Source organism: Sporosarcina ureae, assembly GCF_002109325.1.
GTDB lineage: Bacteria > Bacillota > Bacilli > Bacillales_A > Planococcaceae > Sporosarcina > Sporosarcina ureae_C.
Window position 1 is genome coordinate 2,433,259 of record NZ_CP015348.1, and the last position, 19,887, is coordinate 2,453,145.

The following is a 19,887-nucleotide window of genomic DNA, read 5'->3' on the forward strand; positions in this document are numbered from 1 at the left end:
AGGAGCGAGAAGATGAATAGCATTTTACTAGCGCTCCAATTTTTCACGTCGCTGCCTGTCCATAAAGAGTTACCGCTCGGGAAAAAGGAAGTATCGGGCATGTATATCGCTTTGCCGTTTGTCGGTGGTGGTATTGGACTGTTACTCGCGGGAGTTGCATACATAACGAGTGATTTCAATAGTTTTCTTGCGGCTGTACTGATCTTGCTGGCAGGACTGATCGCAACGGGCGGCTTACATGTAGATGGCTTTGCCGACCTTGGTGATGCGTTCTTTTCCTATCAGGATCGGGAAAAACGTTTGACAATTATGGATGACCCCCGGCTCGGTGCGTTCGGCACGTTGTCGCTACTCGTTTTACTCTGTTTGAAAATCGGTCTGTTCATTGAAATCCTACAGCTCGCAAACGGTTGGGTATTGCTCGTGGCGGTGCCGATTCTTTCTCGCGCAGCTTTAGTCGCGTATTACACGCTGACGAAAACCGCAAAAACAAGTGGTATAGCATACTTTTTCAAAAATCATTTCCTACGTGGACGCATGTTGCTCGCTTCAAGCACAATCAGCATCGTGACAGTGGTTTTAGTAAGTATTCAATACCGTTCATTTGTACTAATTCCCGTCTTGCTACTCGTGATTTGCTTGTCTATTTGGCTATATAATCGCTGGACGATCAAACATTTTGGCGGTGTTACAGGGGATCTATGCGGTGCATTTATTGAAGGAATGGAGGTTTTATTATGGCTCGTCCTTATCGTTTATTTCTCATCCGGCATTTAAAATCGACTTCGAACGGAAATGGGCAATACTGCGGCTGGACGGATTGTGATTTGATTTCAAATGAAGGAGATCCAATCGATTTTCCGGTCGCTGTGCCACATGTTTTTTGCAGTGATTTAAAGAGAACGATTCAAACGGCCGCCATCTATTTCCCACAAGCGACTTTTGAAGCGGATCCGCGCGTAAGAGAATGTAATTTCGGAGATTTTGAAGGCAAGACTTATGCGCAATTAAAAAATGATCCCGACTATCGTAATTGGCTGAATGATCCGTGGCATGTACCGCCACGCAACGGCGAAAGCTTGGGACACGTAAAGTCACGCGTGCTGGATGCGTTAGCCGAATTACCCAATGACTCGGTTGTCGTGACACATGGCGGCGTGATCCGGGTAGTGCTTGATACGTTCACGCAAGACGACCGATCATTTTGGGACTGGGATGTATCGAACGGCTCAATCTGGCAACTCGAGTGGGCTAGTAAGGAAGAGTTCAAGGAGGGGAAGCCATGCACGTCTTTATCGGAGGTGCCTATAACGGCAAAACAGACTATGTAAGACGTTGGATTGGTGACAAGGCGGCATGTTTCTGTACAATGGATACAACCGCGACGGCCAAGCCTAGTGAATCACTTGTTATTAGTGGCTTACATGAGTGGTTGATGCATACCGATAAAACGGAGGCAGAAGCACGCGATGCTGTACAGCAAATAATTAGCTCCGACACAGTTTTTATTCTAACCGACATGGGTCGTGGCATCGTTCCTCTTGACGCCAAACAGCGAGACCTTCGCGATCGGTGCGGCCGGTTATATCAACACTTATTTGCGGAAGCAACAAACGTCACAAGAATTTGGTACGGTATTCCACACACAATCAAAGGAGTGAAGTGAAATGAAAATTTATACGAGAACGGGCGATAAGGGAACAACGGCTTTAATTGGAGGACGCGTAGCAAAAGACGACTTGCGCGTCGAAGCATACGGCACGATCGATGAACTGAATTCATTCGTCGGCAAGGCGATGACGGAACTCGACACAGAGAAATTCGCGGACATCCTAACTGACCTTGAAACTATCCAAAATGAATTATTCGACGGTGGCGGTGACTTGGCGAACGTCATGAAAGAACGCCACTACAAGCTCGACGAAGAGCCGATCACAGTTCTCGAGCAACGAATCGACAAGTTGATGGAAGAAGCACCTGAACTCGAACGCTTCATCCTACCTGGAGGATCACCAGCTGCTGCAACATTGCACATCGCGCGTACCGTAACCCGCCGAGCAGAACGCGTGACGGTTACACTAATGAACGCAGCAGACGACGTTTCACCAGTCGTCGTGCGCTACTTAAACCGTCTTTCGGATTACCTATTCGTAGCGGCACGCATTGTAAACGCACGTCTAGGAATTGCAGACAACGAATATGTCCGCAGTGCCAAAGTATTCCGCACAAGTGAGAAAAAAGATAAGTAATTGCAGGGGAAAAGGGATGACAGGCTGAAGCTGTCATCCCTGTTTTTGTGTGTCGCTCTATTGAGTGGCGTGACCGCTCTATGCGGATGTTTGAGTGCTCTATCAGGCCGCGTGACCGCTCTATGCGGACATCTGAGTGCTCAATCTGGCCGCGTGACCGCTCTATGCGGATGTTTGAGTGCTCTATCAGGCCGCGTGACCGCTCTATGCGGACGTTCGAGTGCTCTATCAGGCCGCGTGACCGCTCTATGCGGACGTTTGAGTGCTCTATCGCGCCACATATCCGCTCTATGCAGACGTCCAAGCGCTCTATCAACTCCCACAATCACACTCGAATCACATCATACAACTTCGCAAACTCTCTCATACTCAAAATCTTCGGCACGGGGTACAACGGATTGGCTTCAGATGCCGCTCGTTCGACCATCAGCGGAATATCTTTCTTCACGATCCCTTCCACCTGCTCAGGGATCCCCATCAAACGGTTCAACATGCGAATTTCCTCAATAAACTTCTCCGCCTTCATTCGTTTCGTATCCGAACGACTCGTAATTCCAATTAAATCAGCCAACTCTGAGAGGGGCTCATAGACAGTTTTTCCATAATACTCGAGCACGTGTGGCAAGATAATTGCATTCGCTAATCCATGCGGTATATTATAAAATCCGCCGAGTGTATGTGCAATTGCATGCACATTGCCTACGTACGCCCGTGTGAATGCCTTTCCAGCCAAATAAGAAGCCCACTGCATATTTGTTCGTGCAGTTAGATTTTCACCATTACGATACGCTTCATATAAATTTGCAAACACCAACTGCACCACTTCGCGACTATCTTTCCATGTTTCCTTCGTATTACTGTTACCAATATACGCCTCAACTGCATGTGTCAACGCATCAATACCGGTGGCAGCGGTAATCGAAGGTGGCAACTTGATGGTAAGTAGGGGGTCGAGCACTGCGTAATGTGGAATCAATGAAGTATCGCTGATCGCATACTTCTCATGCGTCCTGCTATTTGTCACCACCGCGGCCAATGTTGCTTCGCTTCCAGTACCTGCAGTTGTCGGTACCGTAAACAACGTCGGAATTCGCTTGCGCACATGGAATAAACCCTTCAGTTCGGGAATATGTTTATTGGGTCTGGCAATGCGTGCACCGACCGCTTTCGCGCAATCAATTGGTGACCCGCCACCAAACGCAATCAACGCCTCGCATTCGTTCGCTAGATACAACCCACGCGCTTCCTCAATATTATCAATTGTCGGGTTCGCAACCGTCTTGTCATAGACTAAGTACTTGATGCCGAGTGAATCAAGCCCAACGAGCATGACATCTAGTAAACCAAGTTTCGCAATATCACGGTCTGTAATAATCAGCACGCTACCAATTCCGAGACTCTTCACCTTACCGGCAAGCCCCTCCAGGCTCCCAGGACCAATGAGTAGCTCAGGTTCACGCCATGGCAATAAGTACATACCCGCCTTGAGCCCGTTTTGAAATAAACGTGCGTATAATCGATACATAACCAAAACCCCTCTCCAATGCGCACAGCACATTATGAAAACGTTATCATTAATTAAGGGAATTTGCTATATTGATATATAGTGAAAAGCGAATAATTTCAAAAGTGAAGCTGATGGGGGATTTCAAGTGAAAAGATGTGCTTCCAACGCTTCACTTTTACTCGCAAAAGCCGTTCTTCGTTACGGCTCTTCATGCAGGCCCATAGGAAAGCGTCCGCCAGCTGGAGCTTCCATCCCGTCATACTTACAACTTCACTCACCACTTTCAGCACTCACGGGGTAAAGGATTGGAAAAGTCAACCTACTCAAAGAAAAATAAAATTTCGAAAAACTGTTGACTGAATGATCATTCATTATTACACTATACATAGAATATAATTGAAAGCGGTTTCTCATTAGGGGTTTTACAGAGAAGCAAAGGAAGGGGAGAAAGAGATGAACACACTACTCATCGCAAACTGGGTATTATTTGTAGCAGTCGTCGTATACGGCTTCGGTCTATTCCTATATTTATTAAAAACCCGATACGAATTCATTCGACTGGGGAGAAAAGAAGAATTCGACAACGACATCAAAGCGCGTTTGAAAAAAATCTGGGTCTATGTATTTGGACAAAAGAAACTATTGAAAGATAAAAAGAGTGGGGCTATTCACGTCATGTTCTTCTATGGCTTCCTACTCGTACAATTTGGCGCTATCGACCTGATCTGGAAAGGATTAAAGCCGGGTTCACATCTGCCACTGGGCCCGTTGTATCCAGCATTTACATTCTTCCAAGAGATCGTCGTATTCGTCATACTAGTAGCGGTCGTCTGGGCATTCTACCGTCGTTACATGGAGAAGCTTGTTCGTCTAAAGCGTGGTTGGAAATCAGGTCTAGTTCTTATTTTTATCGGACTACTGATGCTCTCCACACTAGTCGCAAACGGCGCGAACATGATTTGGCACAATGAAGGCACGACATGGACAGAGCCAATGGCGTCAATCATCGCAACGGTGTTCAGCGGAGTACCTACAGGCGTAGCCGTCACGATATTCTTTATCGGTTGGTGGGTACACTTACTGACATTGCTGACGTTCTTAGTGTATGTGCCACAATCCAAGCACGCGCACTTGATCGCAGGTCCAGCAAACGTGTATTTCCATCGCTTGGATCACGCAGGTCGTTTGAAGCCTATCGATTTTGAAGCGTTGGAAGAAATTGAAGACGAAGAGGACATGCCACCACTAGGTGTTGGTAAGATCACGGACTTCACACAAGCGCAAATGATCGACTTTTATGCATGTGTAGAATGTGGACGCTGTACGAATATGTGTCCTGCAACAGGTACAGGTAAAATGCTGTCACCGATGGACTTGATCACGAAACTTCGTGACCACCTGACAAACACAGGAGCGATCATGACGAAGCAACAGCCGTGGGTACCTCAACTCATGTTTAAAAACTCACAAGGAAATCAATTGGCACTCGCTGCTACGGCAGAAGGAATGACAATGGATGAACTATACAATCCTTCATTGATCGGCGATGTCATCACAGAAGAAGAGATCTGGGCATGTACAACGTGCCGTAACTGTGAAGACCAGTGTCCGGTTATGAATGAACACGTAGATAAAATTATCGACCTTCGCCGTTATCTTGTTATGACGGAAGGGAAGATGAACCCGGATGCACAGCGCGCGATGACAAACATCGAACGTCAAGGTAATCCATGGGGCCTTAACCGTAAAGAGAAAGAAAACTGGAGAGATGCACGTCCAGACTTGCACATCCCGACAGTGAAAGAAGCGAAGAAAGCTGGAGAAGACTTTGAATACTTACTATGGGTAGGTTCCATGGGAGCATTTGATAACCGCTCACAGAAAATTGCTCTATCGTTCGCACATTTATTGAATGAAGCAGGGGTAAGCTTCGCGATTCTTGGTAACAAAGAGAAGAACTCTGGGGACACACCACGTCGTCTCGGAAATGAATTCTTATTCCAAGAGCTCGCTACAGCGAATATCGCAGAATTTGAAAAAGCGAACGTTTCAAAAATTGTTACAATCGATCCGCACGCTTACAATATTTTCAAAAATGAATACCCTGACTTCGGTCTGCAAGTCATCGTGAAACACCATACTGAATTACTTCATGAATTGGTGATGGCAGGCAAACTTGTACCGAAACATGCAATCGATGAAGTGATCACATTCCATGATTCTTGTTACTTAGGACGCTACAACGATGTCTATGATCAGCCGAGAGAAATACTTAAAGCGATTCCAGGTGTTACACTCGTTGAAATGGAACGTAACCGTGAAGACGGTATGTGTTGTGGAGCTGGTGGCGGAATGATGTGGATGGAAGAAGACACAGGGCAGCGCGTTAACGTTGCACGTACTGAACAAGCGCTGGAAGTCAGCCCAGGAATCATCTCCTCTGGATGTCCGTATTGCTTGACGATGCTATCCGACGGAACGAAAGCAGTTGAAGTCGAATATCAAGTCGGCACATACGATATCGCTGAACTATTAGAACGCTCTATTTTTGGAGAACACGAAACAGTGGCTGAACCTGTAGTAGAGGAAGAAGTAGTTGTACAAGAAGAAGTGCTTGCAGAGCCTGAATTGGCTGTAACGGTTGAAACAGAGGATGAAGCACCGAAAAACGACGATGGAAAACAAGATTAAAATTATTGCGAATACCGTGTAAATACCGTACAATTAAGAGTATCTAAAACGCTAACATGCAACTGAATAGATAAATGAGAGGGTCTTCGTGCCCTCTTCTTTATTAGACAAATATCGAGCGAGCGTTCAGTCAGTACACAAAATAGGAGGAATTTGAAAATGAGAACAGTAATCTTACAAGGTGCTAGAACACCATTTGGAAAACTAAGCGGTGCATTGCAGTCCCAAACAGCAAGCGATCTTGGTGGTATCGCAATAAAGGAAGCGCTTTCACGCGCTGGAGTACAAGGCGATGAAGTAGACGAAGTCATCATGGGAACAGTATTGCAAGCAGGCCAAGGTCAAATTCCTTCCCGTCAAGCAGCTGTCAAAGGCGGCATTCCATACGGCGTTAAAACAGAAACAATTAACAAAGTATGTGCTTCAGGCATGCGCAGTATCACACTCGGAGATCAGCTCATCCGTCTTGGCGATGAGACGACAATCGTCGCAGGCGGTATGGAATCTATGACCAACGCACCGTATTATGCAAATGTCCGTTCAGGTTTGAAAATGGGCGATAGCACATTGGTAGACGGCATGATCTATGATGGACTGACATGTTCATTCTCCGAAGGCAATGTCCACATGGGCACATACGGAAACAGCACAGCAAACGACTTCTCTGTGAGCCGTGAAACGCAAGATAAATGGTCACTGCGCAGTCATGAACGTGCGCTTGCAGCAATCGATAACGGATTATTCGCAGAAGAAATCGTTGGAGTCAGCATTCCACAACGTAAAGGCGATCCGATCGTTGTAACGGAAGACGAAGGTCCACGTAGAGGTAGCTCGCTTGAAGCGCTAGCTAAATTGCGTCCGGCTTTCGGTAAAGAAGGCAGTGTCACAGCAGGAAATGCACCAGGCATCAATGACGGAGCGTGCGCGGTTGTCTTAATGAATGAAGAAGAAGCGAAAAAGCAAGGCAAAGAACCACTTGCGGTTATTCTCGGGCACGCAGAAGTCGCGATCGAACCAGAACGTTTCCCTGAAACACCAGGTCACGTCATCAAGGCATTACTTGAGAAAACAGGTAAAACTGCAGACGAAATCGATCTATACGAAATCAATGAAGCATTCGCAGTCGTTGCGCTGGCTAGCTCACAAATTGCTGGGCTCGATGAAGAAAAAGTTAACGTCAATGGTGGAGCAGTCGCACTAGGACACCCAATCGGTGCAAGTGGAGCGCGTGTTGTGCTTACACTAGCAAATGAATTAAAACGTCGTGGTGGCGGAATCGGTATCGCAGCAATCTGTTCAGGTGGCGGCCAAGGCGATGCCATCATGATTGAAGTACCTAAAACTAACTGATTGGGGGATTCCAAATGACAATTGAACATGTATTCGTAATCGGTGCAGGACAAATGGGTGGAGGAATCGCCCAGGTCTGTGCACAAGCGGGCTATCAAGTGACACTTCATGATCTAAATGAAGAAGCGTTTGATCGAGGTTTTAAGGTCATCACGAAGAACTTGGAACGCAATGTAGAAAAAGGTCGTATGACAGAAGAAGAAAAAGAAACGGTTCTAGGACGTTTCACGAAATCGACTGATATGCAAAATGCCAAAAATGCCGATATCGTCATCGAAGCGGCAGTTGAAAATATGGCGGTTAAATCAAAGATCTTTGCAGAACTGGATGAAATTACGCCAGAGCATACAATTCTTGCGACCAATACGTCTTCGTTGCCAATCACAGAAATTGGTGCAGCAACAAAACGCCCAGGTAAAGTAATCGGCATGCACTTCATGAATCCGGTACCGGTCATGAAGCTCGTAGAAGTCATCCGAGGACTCGCAACAGATGATGATGTCTATCAAGCGGTCGAAGACATGACGAAAAAGCTCAATAAAACACCAGTTGAAGTGAATGACGCACCTGGATTTGTTGCAAACCGTGTGCTGATGCCGATGATCAACGAGGCGATCTTTACATTATACGAAGGCGTCGCAACGAAAGAAGCAATTGACGATGTCATGAAAATGGGGATGAATCATCCAATGGGGCCCCTGCAGTTGGCAGATTTCATTGGACTCGATACATGCCTCTACATTATGGAAACACTGTATGAAGGATTCGGCGATTCAAAATACCGACCATGTCCATTATTGCGTAAGTACGTGAAAGCAGGCTGGTACGGTAAGAAAACAGGTCGCGGTTTCTATACCTACGAATAAATTGATTAAGCTGAAAGCAAGAGGTGAGAAGGATGGACTTTACATTAACAGAAGAACAACAAATGATGCGCCAAATGGTTCGTGATTTCGCAAAGAACGAGATCGAACCTTGGATTCCTCGGATGGAAGATGGGGAGTTTCCACGTGAACTACTAGAGAAAATGGGCGAGCTTGGATTGATGGGAATTACAGCGCCTGAACAATATGGAGGTTCAGAGATGGACTTCCTGTCATATATCATCGCGATTCACGAACTATCGAAAGTCAGCGCCGTCATGGGCGTCGTGTTGTCTGTCCATACTTCTGTTGGAATGAATCCAATCCTCTACTTCGGTACGGAAGAACAAAAGAACCGCTACTTGCCGAAGATGGCATCAGGTGAATACCTTGGTGCATTCTGCCTGACAGAAGCATCTTCTGGGTCAGACGCAGGTTCATTGAAAACAAAAGCGAAGCGAGTCGACGACCATTACGTGATCAACGGCTCTAAAATGTTCATTACAAACGGTGGAGAAGCAGATGTCTACATCGTCTTTGCCAACACTGCTCCTGAAAAAGGAACGTACGGCATCACCGCATTCATCGTCGACCGAGATACACCGGGATTATCGATTGGCAAAGACGAAAAGAAAATGGGTCTACATGGCTCACGTACCGTCGCGCTGAGCTTCGACAATATGAAAGTACCTGTTGAAAATAGGCTTGGTGAAGAAGAAGGCGGCTTCAAAATTGCCATGGCCAACCTCGACGTAGGCCGAATCGGAATCGCAGCCCAATCACTAGGCATAGCAGAAGCCTCACTAGAAGCCGCTGTAGATTACGCAAAAGAACGCGAACAATTCGGCAAACCAATCGCCGCCAACCAAGGCATTGGATTCAAACTAGCCGACATGGCAACCGCAACAGAAGCGGCCCGCCTACTAGTCTACCGCGCAGCGTGGCTACGAACAGAAGGCAAACCATGCGGCAAAGAAGCCTCCATGGCCAAACTATTCGCATCCCAAGCAGCCGTAGACAACTCCATAGAAGCCGTCCAAGTATTCGGAGGCTACGGCTACACCAAAGACTACCCAGTAGAACGCTACTTCCGCGACGCAAAAGTATGCCAAATCTACGAAGGCACAAGCGAAATCCAAAAAGTAGTCATCGCCAAGCACGTCACGAACTAAAGTTAGACGCGCTTAGGGGAGCACATGGCACGGTTATGACGCACTTTGGCAAGATGACTTACATCAACTTACTAATTTAGTAATGTCAGCTTGCTTCAACAAGTTATAAGTAGGGATTGGAGCGGAAGACAGGGCGACTCCGGGAGGATCAGCGTGCGCCTTGAGACCCTGGACTGAACGAAGTGAGGGAAGCGGCTCAAGCCACGCCCTCCGGAAAGCGTCCCTGTCTGGAGCTCCAATCACCAAACCACAAGCCAACATCAAGCCTTACTATTTTCAATGCGACTTTCATTAACCAAACAAAAGGGTGGGAAAACAATGGACTTTAAATTATCAGAAGAACACGAAATGATTAGAAAAATGGTACGCGACTTTGCACAAAAAGAAGTAGCGCCAACCGCAGCACAACGAGACGAAGACGAAACCTTCGACATGGACATCTTCCACAAGATGGCCGAACTCGGACTCACAGGCATTCCATGGCCAGAAGAATACGGCGGCATCGGCAGCGACTTCCTAGCCTACGTCATCGCAGTAGAAGAACTATCCCGTGTCTGCGCATCCACAGGCGTCGTCCTGTCCGCACACACATCTCTAGCAGGATGGCCACTATACAAATACGGCAACGAAGAGCAAAAACAAAAATACTTACGTCCACTTGCAGAAGGTTCGAAAATGGGCGCATACTGCTTAACGGAAGCAGGCTCAGGATCAGACGCAGGCGGCATGAAAACTACGGCAAAGCTTGACGGTGACGACTACGTGCTAAACGGCTCGAAAATCTTCATCACAAACGGCGGAATTGCCGACACATATATCGTCTTCGCTGTAACGGATCCCGAATCCAAACATAAAGGAACGAGCGCATTCATTGTAGAAAGCACATTCGAAGGTTTCTCTGTAGGGAAGAAAGAGAAGAAAATGGGTATTCGTTCATCGCCTACAACAGAAGTTGTACTCGAAAACTGTCGCGTACCGAAAGAAAACCTTCTTGGGGAAGAAGGCGACGGATTCATTATTGCTATGAAAACACTTGACGGTGGACGTAATGGGATTGCAGCTCAAGCAGTCGGCATTGCACAAGGCGCACTCGACGCTGCTGTCGATTACTCAAAAGAGCGTACACAATTCGGTAAGCCAATCGTTGCGAATCAAGGTATCAGCTTCAAATTGGCGGATATGGCAACTGCGACAGAAGCTTCTCGTCTATTGACATACCAAGCAGCATGGCTTGAATCCAATGATCTGCCATATGGTAAAGCATCTGCCATGGCCAAACTAATGGCTGGTGATACAGCGATGAAAGTGACTACTGAAGCGGTTCAAGTGTTTGGCGGCTACGGTTATACGAAAGATTATCCGGTAGAACGCTATATGCGTGACGCGAAAATTACGCAAATCTATGAAGGTACACAAGAAATTCAACGTCTCGTCATTTCTCGTATGCTGACGAAATAACAGGGGGTCTACCCAATGCCAAAACATGAAGTGAAATCTACTGTCAAAGATGAAGAGCTTATTCAGAGGAGACGCGAACAAATTAGTCGAGGCGCTGTTAAGCTGTTTATCAACAAAGGGTTTCACCGTACGACAACACGTGAAATTGCCAAAGAAGCCGGCTTCAGTATAGGGACGCTGTATGAGTATATCCGGACAAAGGAAGATGTCCTCTATCTCGTTTGCGACAATATTTACAATGAAGTCAAAATCCGTCTTTCTGAACTCGACACGAATGATAAAACGATAGAAGGATTGCGCGTGGCGATTTCGCGATATTACGAAGTGATCGATCAAATGTCCGATGAGTTCCTCGTCATGTACCAGGAGTCAAAATCCTTGCCGAGAGAAGCATTGCGCTACGTTCTAACGAAGGAGCTGGAGATGGTTGAGCAATTCGAGACGATCATCCGCCGATGCATGGAAGCAGGAAATCTGCGTATTGGGCCGGATGAAGTATCGTTGACAGCGCACCATATTTTAGTATCGGGTCAAATGTGGTCGTTTAGAAGATGGGCACTGCGCAAAGAGTATTCATTGCAACGCTATATCGATATACAAACAGAGCAAATTATCAAAGGGCTTGAAAAGTAAAACACTTGCAGACTCCGCTGTGACGAGTTCACAGCGACGGTCGGCATGTACGAAAGGCGGAAGGCAAATGGCAACTGAAGAAATATATAAACCGAAACATCATATTCGTTTTGTGACGGCATCCAGTTTATTCGATGGACATGATGCATCCATCAATATCATGCGGAGAATTTTACAGTCTACAGGAGCAGAAGTCATTCATCTCGGACATAACCGATCGGTTGAAGAAGTTGTAAACGCTGCCATTCAGGAAGATGTACAAGGAATTGCGATGTCATCCTATCAAGGTGGCCACGTCGAGTACTTCAAATACATGTATGATTTGTTGAAGGAACGAGGTGCTTCCCATATTAAGATATTCGGCGGTGGTGGAGGAGTCATCATCCCGAAGGAAATCAAAGAGTTGCATGATTACGGTATTGAGTGGATCTTTTCGCCAGAAGACGGTCGAAAACTAGGTCTGCAAGGTATGATTAATAAAATCATGGAACTATCGGATTTCTCCACGACTCCCGAAAGCGAAGAAGCCAACCTGGAACAACTGACAGCAGAAACGCCAGGTATCCTAGCCAATCTAATCACATATGTTGAAGAAAAACATTTGAATAAAGACGAAGCGACGGAGCAGTTGCTTGATCATGCACGCTCCATGTCGAAGCAAACGCCGGTACTTGGAATCACAGGAACAGGCGGAGCGGGTAAAAGTTCATTGACAGATGAATTGATTCGACGTTTCTTACGCGAATTTCCTGACAAAAAAGTTGCGATTCTTTCCGTTGATCCAACGAAACAAAAAACAGGGGGCGCGTTGCTTGGTGACCGTATTCGTATGAATGCGATCTTCAATAACCGTGTCTACATGCGTAGTCTGGCAACACGAGGATCTCGCTCTGAGCTGACAACTGCCATTCATGATGTGCTCGATGTCACAAAAGCAGCTGGCTATGACTTAATCATCGTCGAAACAAGCGGAATCGGGCAAGGAGATGCGCGCATCACGGATATTTCCGACGTGTCGATGTACGTGATGACGAGTGAATTCGGTGCACCGACACAACTTGAGAAAATCGACATGATCGACTTTGCGGATTTGATTGTTATCAATAAATTCGAACGTAAAGGTTCAGAAGATGCATTGATTCAAGTACGCAAGCAATATCAGCGCAGTCACTTACTGTTTGATAAGGATCTTGAAACGATGCCTGTCTACGGTACGATCGCAAGCCAGTTTAACGATAAAGGCACGAATACATTGTTTGCGGCGCTTGTCGATAAACTGAATAAAGCAACAGATTCCGACTGGACGACAAGTTATACTGACTTCGTCACGAATCAAAAACAAACGGTCATTATTCCACCTGACCGCAGCCATTACTTGCGTGAGATCGCATCTACTATCCGCAACTACCATGCGAAATCCAAGGAACAAGAAGAACTGGCGCGTCGCGTGTTCCAATTAGAAGGTGCTATAGAAGCTGTAAAAGAAGCCGATTCCAATGAAGCATTACTGGATTCATTGAACAGCTTGAAAGCGGGCGTCGAAGAGCAACTGACATCCGAAACGAAGCGCACCCTCAAAAACTGGGGGCCGCTGCGCGAGTCTTACGAGCAGGATGAATATATAACCAAAATCCGTGACAAAGAGATACGCACGGCGCTCAACACGATCAGCCTGTCTGGTTTGAAAATCCCGAAAGTGGTCTTGCCGAAGTATAAAGACTATGGAGAAATCCTGCGCTGGGTAAACAGCGAAAACGTTCCAGGGTCATTCCCGTATACAGGAGGCGTATTCCCATTCAAGCGTGTAGGGGAAGATCCACGTCGTCAATTCGCGGGTGAAGGAACACCTGAACGTACGAACCGTCGTTTCCATTACGTATCAAAAGATGATGATGCGAAACGTTTGTCTACGGCATTCGACTCCGTGACGTTATACGGTGAAGATCCAGACGAACGCCCTGATATTTACGGGAAAGTAGGAGAGTCCGGAGTAAGTATTTGTACGCTAGAAGATATGAAGAAGCTTTATGATGGCTTTGATCTTTGTTCGCCTATGACGTCTGTTTCGATGACAATCAACGGACCGGCACCGATAGTTCTGGCGATGTTCATGAATGCGGCTGTTGATCAGCAAGTACGCAAGAAGGAAGAAGAATTAGGTCGTACGTTAACGGTAGAAGAGTTCACAGAAGTACGCGAGATGACGTTCCAAACAGTTCGCGGCACTGTGCAGGCAGATATTCTAAAAGAAGACCAAGGACAGAATACATGTATCTTCTCTACAGAGTTTGCTTTGCGCTTAATGGGCGATATCCAGCAGTACTTCATCGATAAAAAAGTTCGTAATTATTATTCTGTATCCATTTCGGGCTACCATATTGCAGAAGCGGGATCGAACCCGATTTCTCAACTGGCTTTCACGCTTGCAAACGGCTTCACATATGTCGAGTACTATTTAAGCCGCGGAATGAATATCGACGACTTTGCACCGAACTTGTCGTTCTTCTTCTCAAACGGTCTTGATCCAGAATACACAGTAATCGGTCGCGTCGCACGTCGTATCTGGGCGATCACGATGCGCGATAAATACGGTGCGAATGAACGCAGTCAGAAACTGAAATACCATATTCAAACATCTGGCCGCAGTTTACACGCGCAAGAAATCGACTTCAACGACATCCGTACGACATTGCAGGCGTTAATGGCGTTGCAAGATAACTGTAACTCGCTGCATACTAATGCGTACGACGAAGCGATCACGACACCGACAGAAGAATCTGTTCGTCGTGCAATGGCGATCCAGATGATCATCATGAAAGAGCACGGCTTGTCGAAAAACGAAAATCCACTACAAGGCGCATTTGTCATCGAAGAACTGACTAGTCTAGTAGAAGAAGCGGTATTGCAAGAATTCGATCGCCTGAACGATCGTGGCGGCGTACTCGGGTCCATGGAGACTCAGTACCAGCGCGGTAAGATTCAGGAAGAGTCGATGTACTATGAAATGAAAAAGCACTCGGGCGAGCTACCGATTATCGGCGTCAACACGTACTTGAATCCGAATCCGCCGTCTGAGGAAGACATTGACAATATGGAAATTGCACGTGCGACTCAGGAAGAAAAGCAGATTCAAATCAGTAATCTGCGTGCATTCCATTCGACACATGCAGACGAGTCGGAGCAGGCACTTGCGAGACTACAGGAAGTGGCTGTCACTGGCGGCAACGTCTTCGCGGAGCTAATGGAAACGGTCAAAGTCGCAAGTCTAGGCCAAATCACCAATGCTTTGTATGAAGTAGGCGGCCAGTACCGACGTAATATGTAACGCGTCTCGAAAAGGGGATGTCACAGAAGCCATAACTTCTGGCGGCATCCTCTTTTTTTAATGGGTTTAAGTTCAAAGTCAAAGTGTAGGTGCAATGAAGAGGGCATGGGATGGAAGCTCCAGTTGGCGGACGCTTTCCCATGGGCTCTCGGTGAGCCGACCAGGTCGCAAGCTCCCTTTTGGTTGTCTCATCTTTCGAGCTGATCCATCGGGAAGAGCCGTAGCGAAGAACGGCTTTTGCGAGTAAAAGCGAAGCGTTAGGAGCACATCTTTGCACTTCGCCACCAACTTCCGCTTCCATCCTACGTCGAGAGTACGGATACTTAGATCACTCACTGTAGGTGGTGTGTAAATTATTGCTTTGTTTTAACTTCTTTAGATTCAAGAACTAATGTTTAGAAGTGTATTACAAAACTTACTTTAATGACTAACAAAAAGTATCAACCACTCTCATTGCAAAGGGATTGGAGCGAGAGCCGTGGCGGAGTACGGCTTTTGCGAGTAAAAGCGCAGCGTTAGGAGCACGTCTTTGCACTAGGAGGGGCGACTCCTGGAGGATCAGTTCGCCGCGAACCCTCAGGAAAGCGTCCCCTCCGAAGCGCAAATCCCCACCCCAACACAATTTCCGCCAATCAATTTCAAAGGGCAGATGTAATCCAATAAATTACTTGAATTTCATTCCAACTCATAGTGGATAAATTAGCAAGTTAGTCAGTATAATGGAAACAACGAAGAAAAGGGGCGTGCTGAATGTGAGATGGTACTACCACGCAATTATAATAACTCTCTTAATTACGCTCACACTCATCTTCTACAACAACGGACTCGGCGCAATCCCCTTCACCATTGCGGCAGTCTACCTGGGGTATTTGACCATATCTGAGTATAGAAATATAAAGAGAAGTAAAAGAATGTAGCATATTGGAAGAAATAACGTATATAATGTACACTATGCTTATATGCTACAAGATAAAAAACGTTGATCGGCCAAATCATTCACTGACTTGGTCGGTTCCGCGTGTGATTGATAGAAGAAAGGACGTGCCATACATTGAATATCCATGACATGACGCAAGAAGAACTACTCGAAGAATCATTAATCAATATTACGCACCAAGTACTAACAGAACGCCGCGAATCCCTCACATTGGCAGAATTGATGGAAGAGTTCCGTAAACTTACAGGTATTACGGAAAAAGAATTGAAGGAGAAAGTTCTTCAATACTATACAGACTTGAACATCGACGGCAGATTCCTAGCTATCGAAGAAAATCGTTGGGGACTGCGTGAATGGTACCCAGTTGACCAGATCGAAGAAGAAACTGCACCAGTTGTAAAAGTACGCAAGAAGAAAAAGAAGAAAAAAGATTATGATGAAGACGATATTGAAGAAGACGATGACGAAGAAGAAATCTTCGATGAAGAATACGTTGAACTTGGCGAAGAAGACGATGACGTGGATGACGAAGAAGATGAAGAGGATGTAGTTGAAATCGAGGAAGATTTAATCGATCCTGATGACGACCTAGAAGTGATTCCTGAAGAAGAACTCGATATCGATGAAGAAGATGACGAGGACGACGAAGAAGACGAAGAGTATGAGGAAGAGAAATAATCGGACTTGACTTTTAGTGCCCAAAAATATAAGATTTGGATGGGCTCCTGAAAAGGACACATGAATTCGTGTATACGCGCTCCTTATTGTAGTTACGCTACAAACGGGGCGCTTTTTTGATTTTATATTGACCCTACTAGCATGGAAAAAGAATAAATGGAGGCACTACACATGACAAAATATATTTTTATTACAGGCGGCGTCGTCTCTTCTTTAGGTAAAGGTATCAACGCAGCATCACTTGGACGTTTACTTAAGAATCGTGGTTTGAAAGTAACGAACCAAAAGTTTGATCCCTATATCAATATTGACCCACGCATGATGAGTCCGTACCAGCACGGTGAAGTTTTCGTAACTGAAGACGGAGCGGAAACGGATCTTGACATCGGTCACTACGAGCGTTTCATCGACATCGAGTGTAACCGTTACTCCAACGTAACGATGGGGAAAGTCTATGATTTAGTATTACGTAAAGAGCGCTCAGGCGAATATAATGGTGCAACTGTACAGGTTATTCCGCACATTACCAATGAAATCAAAGAATTGATTAAACGTGCGGGCCAAACATTGAATGCAGATGTCGTCATTACAGAAATCGGTGGTAGTGTAGGCGATATCGAATCATTGCCGTACCTTGAAGCGATCCGCCAATTGAAGACAGATCTTGCAAAAGATGATGTGATGTACATCCACAACACGCTTATTCCTTATTTGCATGCAGCGGGTGAAATGAAAACGAAGCCGACACAACATAGCGTAAAAGAATTGCGCAGTCTCGGAATCCAGCCGAACATGATCGTTGTGCGAAGCGAATATCCAGTGCCACAAGAAATGAAAGACAAGATTGCGTTATTCTGTAACATCAAATCAGAAGAAGTAATCGAAGCTCTTGATGCGGAAACATTATACGAAGTACCTCTTCGTTTGCATGAGCAAAACATGGATCAGCTAGTTGTGGATTACTTAGGTCTTGAAACACCACAGCCTGAACTTTCTGAAGTGGAAGAACTAGTGAAGTTGGTTAAATCACTGAAAGAAACAGTGAGAATCGGTTTAGTTGGTAAGTATGTAGAATTGCAAGATGCATACATTTCCGCAGTAGAAGCTATGCGTCATGCCGGATATGCATTCGACGCGGACATCGATATTAAGTGGATCAACTCTGCAGATGTGACGTCTGAAAACGTAGCAGAACTTCTTGGAGATGTTGACGGAATTCTAGTACCAGGCGGCTTCGGAGATCGTGCTATCGATGGTAAAATCGAAGCTATCACGTATGCACGTGAACAGAAGATTCCATTCTTCGGTATTAGTTTAGGCCTACAGTTGGCGGCTACTGAAATCGCACGTAATGTGATTGGGCTAAAGACTGCTCATTCACTCGAGTTCGATACAGAGACAGAGCACCAAATGACAACGTTCCACCCAGATTGTCGTACAGCACGCGAAGCGGACAGCACATTACGTTTGGGTGCTCATCCATGTAAGGTGTCTGATAACACGAAGGCTTCTGCGGCATATGGTGAAGAGTTAGTGTACGAGCGTCACCGTCACCGTTATGAAATGAACTTGGCGTACCGTGCGCAATTGGAAGAGGCAGGTTTCATCGTTTCGGGAATCAGCCCGGACGGTCGCTTGATCGAAATTATGGAATTGAAAGATCATCCATACTTCGTCGCGTGCCAGTTCCACCCAGAGTTTGCATCACGCCCGAATCGTCCATCACCACTAATCCGCGAATTTATTCGCGCGGCGCTTGAGCATAAAAACTAAAAAGTATGCCCACAGAAGATTTTTCTTCTGTGGGCATTTTTGACTTTGGGTATAATAGTTAGTGAATTTGTGTGTACGAGAGGATAAAAGATCCAGTTGGGGGACGCTTTTCCCAAGGGATCGCGGTGAGCCAACCAGTTCGCTAGTGCAAACGTGTGCTCCTAACGCTTCGCTTTTACTCGCAGCAGCCGTCCTTCGCTACGGCTCTCGCTCTCTTTTGGTTGTCACACTTGATCGAGCTGAACCATCACGAGTCACCGTCAGCTATCCGCTCATAGAATCCGTTTAAGCGCTCATAGAACGCATTTTTCGCTCTATAGCACGCGCTATCCGCTCTATCAGACGCCACGAGTGCTCATGGATTCATCTAAGTGATCATAGAACCTTGATAACCGCTCATAGCCTCGAAAGTTTAACACCTTGCCAGCTACTATACGTCTACTCACTCAGATTTTGCACTACAATCTTAACTTCAATGCACAACAAAAAGTATGATCCACTCACCTTGCAAACCCTTACCCCATATCACAGCTCGTCATCTTCATCCGCCAACATATCATCAATCGACAGCTTCACTGCCTCATAAACAAACAACGCAGCAAGCGCATGGGGCTGGACAATTCTTTCGCCAGTAGGACCCGGAATCAGACCCTTTTTCAAACCTGTCGAAATATACGTATACGCAAGAGAAGCGAGCTCATTGTCGTCATCTTCCTTATCAGCAGCCAACACAGCGAATGGGATGAACTGCTCCGCCAGCTCACGTGCCAGCTCAAGCGCAGCAGGATGATCGGCCTTTCGCACAAGCAACCACACGCGGTCAGCCGGTGTTAATGCCAACTCTTTTGTGTAACGAATCGCATCATCCAACGGTTCGACACCATCCAGTGCAGTCGCAGTAACAGCTTCCAATTCATCAAAAGCTGCTAAGACAATTCGTCCTTCGCCTACTACCGCTTGCGCCAATAAACGAGCAGTTTCTTCCATCAATTCTTCTTGACCTTCTGCAATTCTCTCCAGAAGACCTCTAATTTGTGTAGTTAATATTTTCACGAAAATCCCTCCAAAAGCTCAGTATATGGGAGAAAAGGAAGAAGTGCAAAATAGTTGACGAAAAATAGAGGAGTTGTTGGAATTTTCTTGAATAACATTACATAGACAAATAAAGTAGAGAAATAGAACCACACACAATTTTGCTGAAAATGAAATATCTTTGTATACAGACCGTAATAGTCGGGTTACAATAAAGTT

15 protein-coding genes are annotated in these 19,887 nt (G+C 46.0%); 13 read left to right on the forward strand and 2 right to left on the reverse strand.

The genetic code is table 11. The features are described from left to right. Positions 1-12 precede the first annotated feature (12 nt). From cobS to SporoP32a_RS12100, 4 genes are read left to right on the forward strand one after another with little or no spacing between them, the layout of a single operon-like run. Positions 13-777: an adenosylcobinamide-GDP ribazoletransferase gene (cobS, locus tag SporoP32a_RS12085; protein ID WP_085428118.1), complete on the forward strand. Its 765-nt coding sequence runs from the start codon at positions 13-15 to the stop codon at positions 775-777. After that, complete coding sequence (locus tag SporoP32a_RS12090) at positions 738-1,331, forward strand: histidine phosphatase family protein (RefSeq protein WP_085428119.1); 594 nt, start codon at positions 738-740, stop codon at positions 1,329-1,331. The genes cobS and SporoP32a_RS12090 overlap by 40 nt, the downstream gene beginning before the upstream one ends. Further along, positions 1,283-1,666, forward strand: coding sequence for a bifunctional adenosylcobinamide kinase/adenosylcobinamide-phosphate guanylyltransferase (locus SporoP32a_RS12095; protein WP_085429072.1), 384 nt, complete (start codon positions 1,283-1,285; stop codon positions 1,664-1,666). Before SporoP32a_RS12090 ends, SporoP32a_RS12095 begins: the two co-directional genes overlap by 49 nt. A 1-nt stretch (position 1,667) precedes the next feature. Beyond that, positions 1,668-2,249, forward strand: coding sequence for a cob(I)yrinic acid a,c-diamide adenosyltransferase (locus SporoP32a_RS12100; RefSeq protein ID WP_085428120.1), 582 nt, complete (start codon positions 1,668-1,670; stop codon positions 2,247-2,249). 325 nt (positions 2,250-2,574) lie between these two features. On the opposite strand, the gene SporoP32a_RS12105 is transcribed toward SporoP32a_RS12100, so the two are convergent. Beyond that, entirely contained in the window at positions 2,575-3,774 is a 1,200-nt protein-coding gene (locus SporoP32a_RS12105) for an iron-containing alcohol dehydrogenase (protein ID WP_085428121.1), read from the reverse strand. Positions 3,775-4,209: 435 nt separating this feature from the next. Here SporoP32a_RS12105 and SporoP32a_RS12110 point away from each other — a divergent pair, with 435 nt between their 5' ends. The 9 genes from SporoP32a_RS12110 (at position 4,210) to SporoP32a_RS12150 (ending at position 18,636) form a co-directional block, all read left to right on the forward strand. Continuing rightward, entirely contained in the window at positions 4,210-6,447 is a 2,238-nt protein-coding gene (locus SporoP32a_RS12110; protein ID WP_085428122.1) for a (Fe-S)-binding protein, read from the forward strand. A 159-nt stretch (positions 6,448-6,606) separates the two neighbouring features. Further along, on the forward strand, positions 6,607-7,797 hold the full coding sequence (locus tag SporoP32a_RS12115) for an acetyl-CoA C-acetyltransferase (protein WP_085428123.1): 1,191 nt from the start codon (positions 6,607-6,609) through the stop codon (positions 7,795-7,797). 14 nt (positions 7,798-7,811) lie between these two features. Then, complete coding sequence (locus SporoP32a_RS12120) at positions 7,812-8,663, forward strand: 3-hydroxybutyryl-CoA dehydrogenase (RefSeq protein ID WP_085428124.1); 852 nt, start codon at positions 7,812-7,814, stop codon at positions 8,661-8,663. Positions 8,664-8,695: 32 nt separating this feature from the next. Then, positions 8,696-9,832, forward strand: coding sequence for an acyl-CoA dehydrogenase (locus tag SporoP32a_RS12125; RefSeq protein ID WP_085428125.1), 1,137 nt, complete (start codon positions 8,696-8,698; stop codon positions 9,830-9,832). 318 nt (positions 9,833-10,150) lie between these two features. Next, positions 10,151-11,290: an acyl-CoA dehydrogenase gene (locus SporoP32a_RS12130; protein ID WP_085428126.1), complete on the forward strand. Its 1,140-nt coding sequence runs from the start codon at positions 10,151-10,153 to the stop codon at positions 11,288-11,290. Between the two features lie 15 nt (positions 11,291-11,305). After that, positions 11,306-11,923 carry a TetR/AcrR family transcriptional regulator gene (locus SporoP32a_RS12135; RefSeq protein WP_085428127.1) on the forward strand — a complete coding sequence of 206 codons (618 nt, stop codon included), beginning with the start codon at positions 11,306-11,308 and terminating at the stop codon, positions 11,921-11,923. Positions 11,924-11,990: 67 nt separating this feature from the next. Continuing rightward, the gene (gene icmF / locus SporoP32a_RS12140; protein WP_085428128.1) at positions 11,991-15,248 is read left to right on the forward strand and encodes a fused isobutyryl-CoA mutase/GTPase IcmF; all 3,258 of its coding nucleotides are present in this window, start codon (positions 11,991-11,993) and stop codon (positions 15,246-15,248) included. Positions 15,249-16,299: 1,051 nt separating this feature from the next. Beyond that, entirely contained in the window at positions 16,300-16,863 is a 564-nt protein-coding gene (gene rpoE / locus SporoP32a_RS12145) for a DNA-directed RNA polymerase subunit delta (protein WP_085428129.1), read from the forward strand. A gap of 171 nt (positions 16,864-17,034) precedes the next feature. Continuing rightward, complete coding sequence (locus tag SporoP32a_RS12150) at positions 17,035-18,636, forward strand: CTP synthase (protein WP_085428130.1); 1,602 nt, start codon at positions 17,035-17,037, stop codon at positions 18,634-18,636. 525 nt (positions 18,637-19,161) lie between these two features. Here the strand turns inward: SporoP32a_RS12150 and SporoP32a_RS12155 are convergent. Then, positions 19,162-19,689 (reverse strand): DUF2529 family protein, encoded by a 528-nt coding sequence (locus SporoP32a_RS12155; RefSeq protein WP_085428131.1) that lies wholly within the window; start codon positions 19,687-19,689, stop codon positions 19,162-19,164. Positions 19,690-19,887: the final 198 nt, after the last annotated feature.

Bases quoted from the DNA above. Each gene is read 5' to 3' on its own strand.
- cobS (WP_085428118.1), top strand. From the start codon at position 13: ATGAATAGCATTTTACTAGCGCTCCAATTTTTCACGTCGCTGCCTGTC.
- SporoP32a_RS12090 (WP_085428119.1), top strand. From the start codon at position 738: ATGGCTCGTCCTTATCGTTTATTTCTCATCCGGCATTTAAAATCGACT.
- SporoP32a_RS12095 (WP_085429072.1), top strand. From the start codon at position 1,283: ATGCACGTCTTTATCGGAGGTGCCTATAACGGCAAAACAGACTATGTA.
- SporoP32a_RS12100 (WP_085428120.1), top strand. From the start codon at position 1,668: ATGAAAATTTATACGAGAACGGGCGATAAGGGAACAACGGCTTTAATT.
- SporoP32a_RS12105 (WP_085428121.1), bottom strand. From the start codon at position 3,774: ATGTATCGATTATACGCACGTTTATTTCAAAACGGGCTCAAGGCGGGT.
- SporoP32a_RS12110 (WP_085428122.1), top strand. From the start codon at position 4,210: ATGAACACACTACTCATCGCAAACTGGGTATTATTTGTAGCAGTCGTC.
- SporoP32a_RS12115 (WP_085428123.1), top strand. From the start codon at position 6,607: ATGAGAACAGTAATCTTACAAGGTGCTAGAACACCATTTGGAAAACTA.
- SporoP32a_RS12120 (WP_085428124.1), top strand. From the start codon at position 7,812: ATGACAATTGAACATGTATTCGTAATCGGTGCAGGACAAATGGGTGGA.
- SporoP32a_RS12125 (WP_085428125.1), top strand. From the start codon at position 8,696: ATGGACTTTACATTAACAGAAGAACAACAAATGATGCGCCAAATGGTT.
- SporoP32a_RS12130 (WP_085428126.1), top strand. From the start codon at position 10,151: ATGGACTTTAAATTATCAGAAGAACACGAAATGATTAGAAAAATGGTA.
- SporoP32a_RS12135 (WP_085428127.1), top strand. From the start codon at position 11,306: ATGCCAAAACATGAAGTGAAATCTACTGTCAAAGATGAAGAGCTTATT.
- icmF (WP_085428128.1), top strand. From the start codon at position 11,991: ATGGCAACTGAAGAAATATATAAACCGAAACATCATATTCGTTTTGTG.
- SporoP32a_RS12150 (WP_085428130.1), top strand. From the start codon at position 17,035: ATGACAAAATATATTTTTATTACAGGCGGCGTCGTCTCTTCTTTAGGT.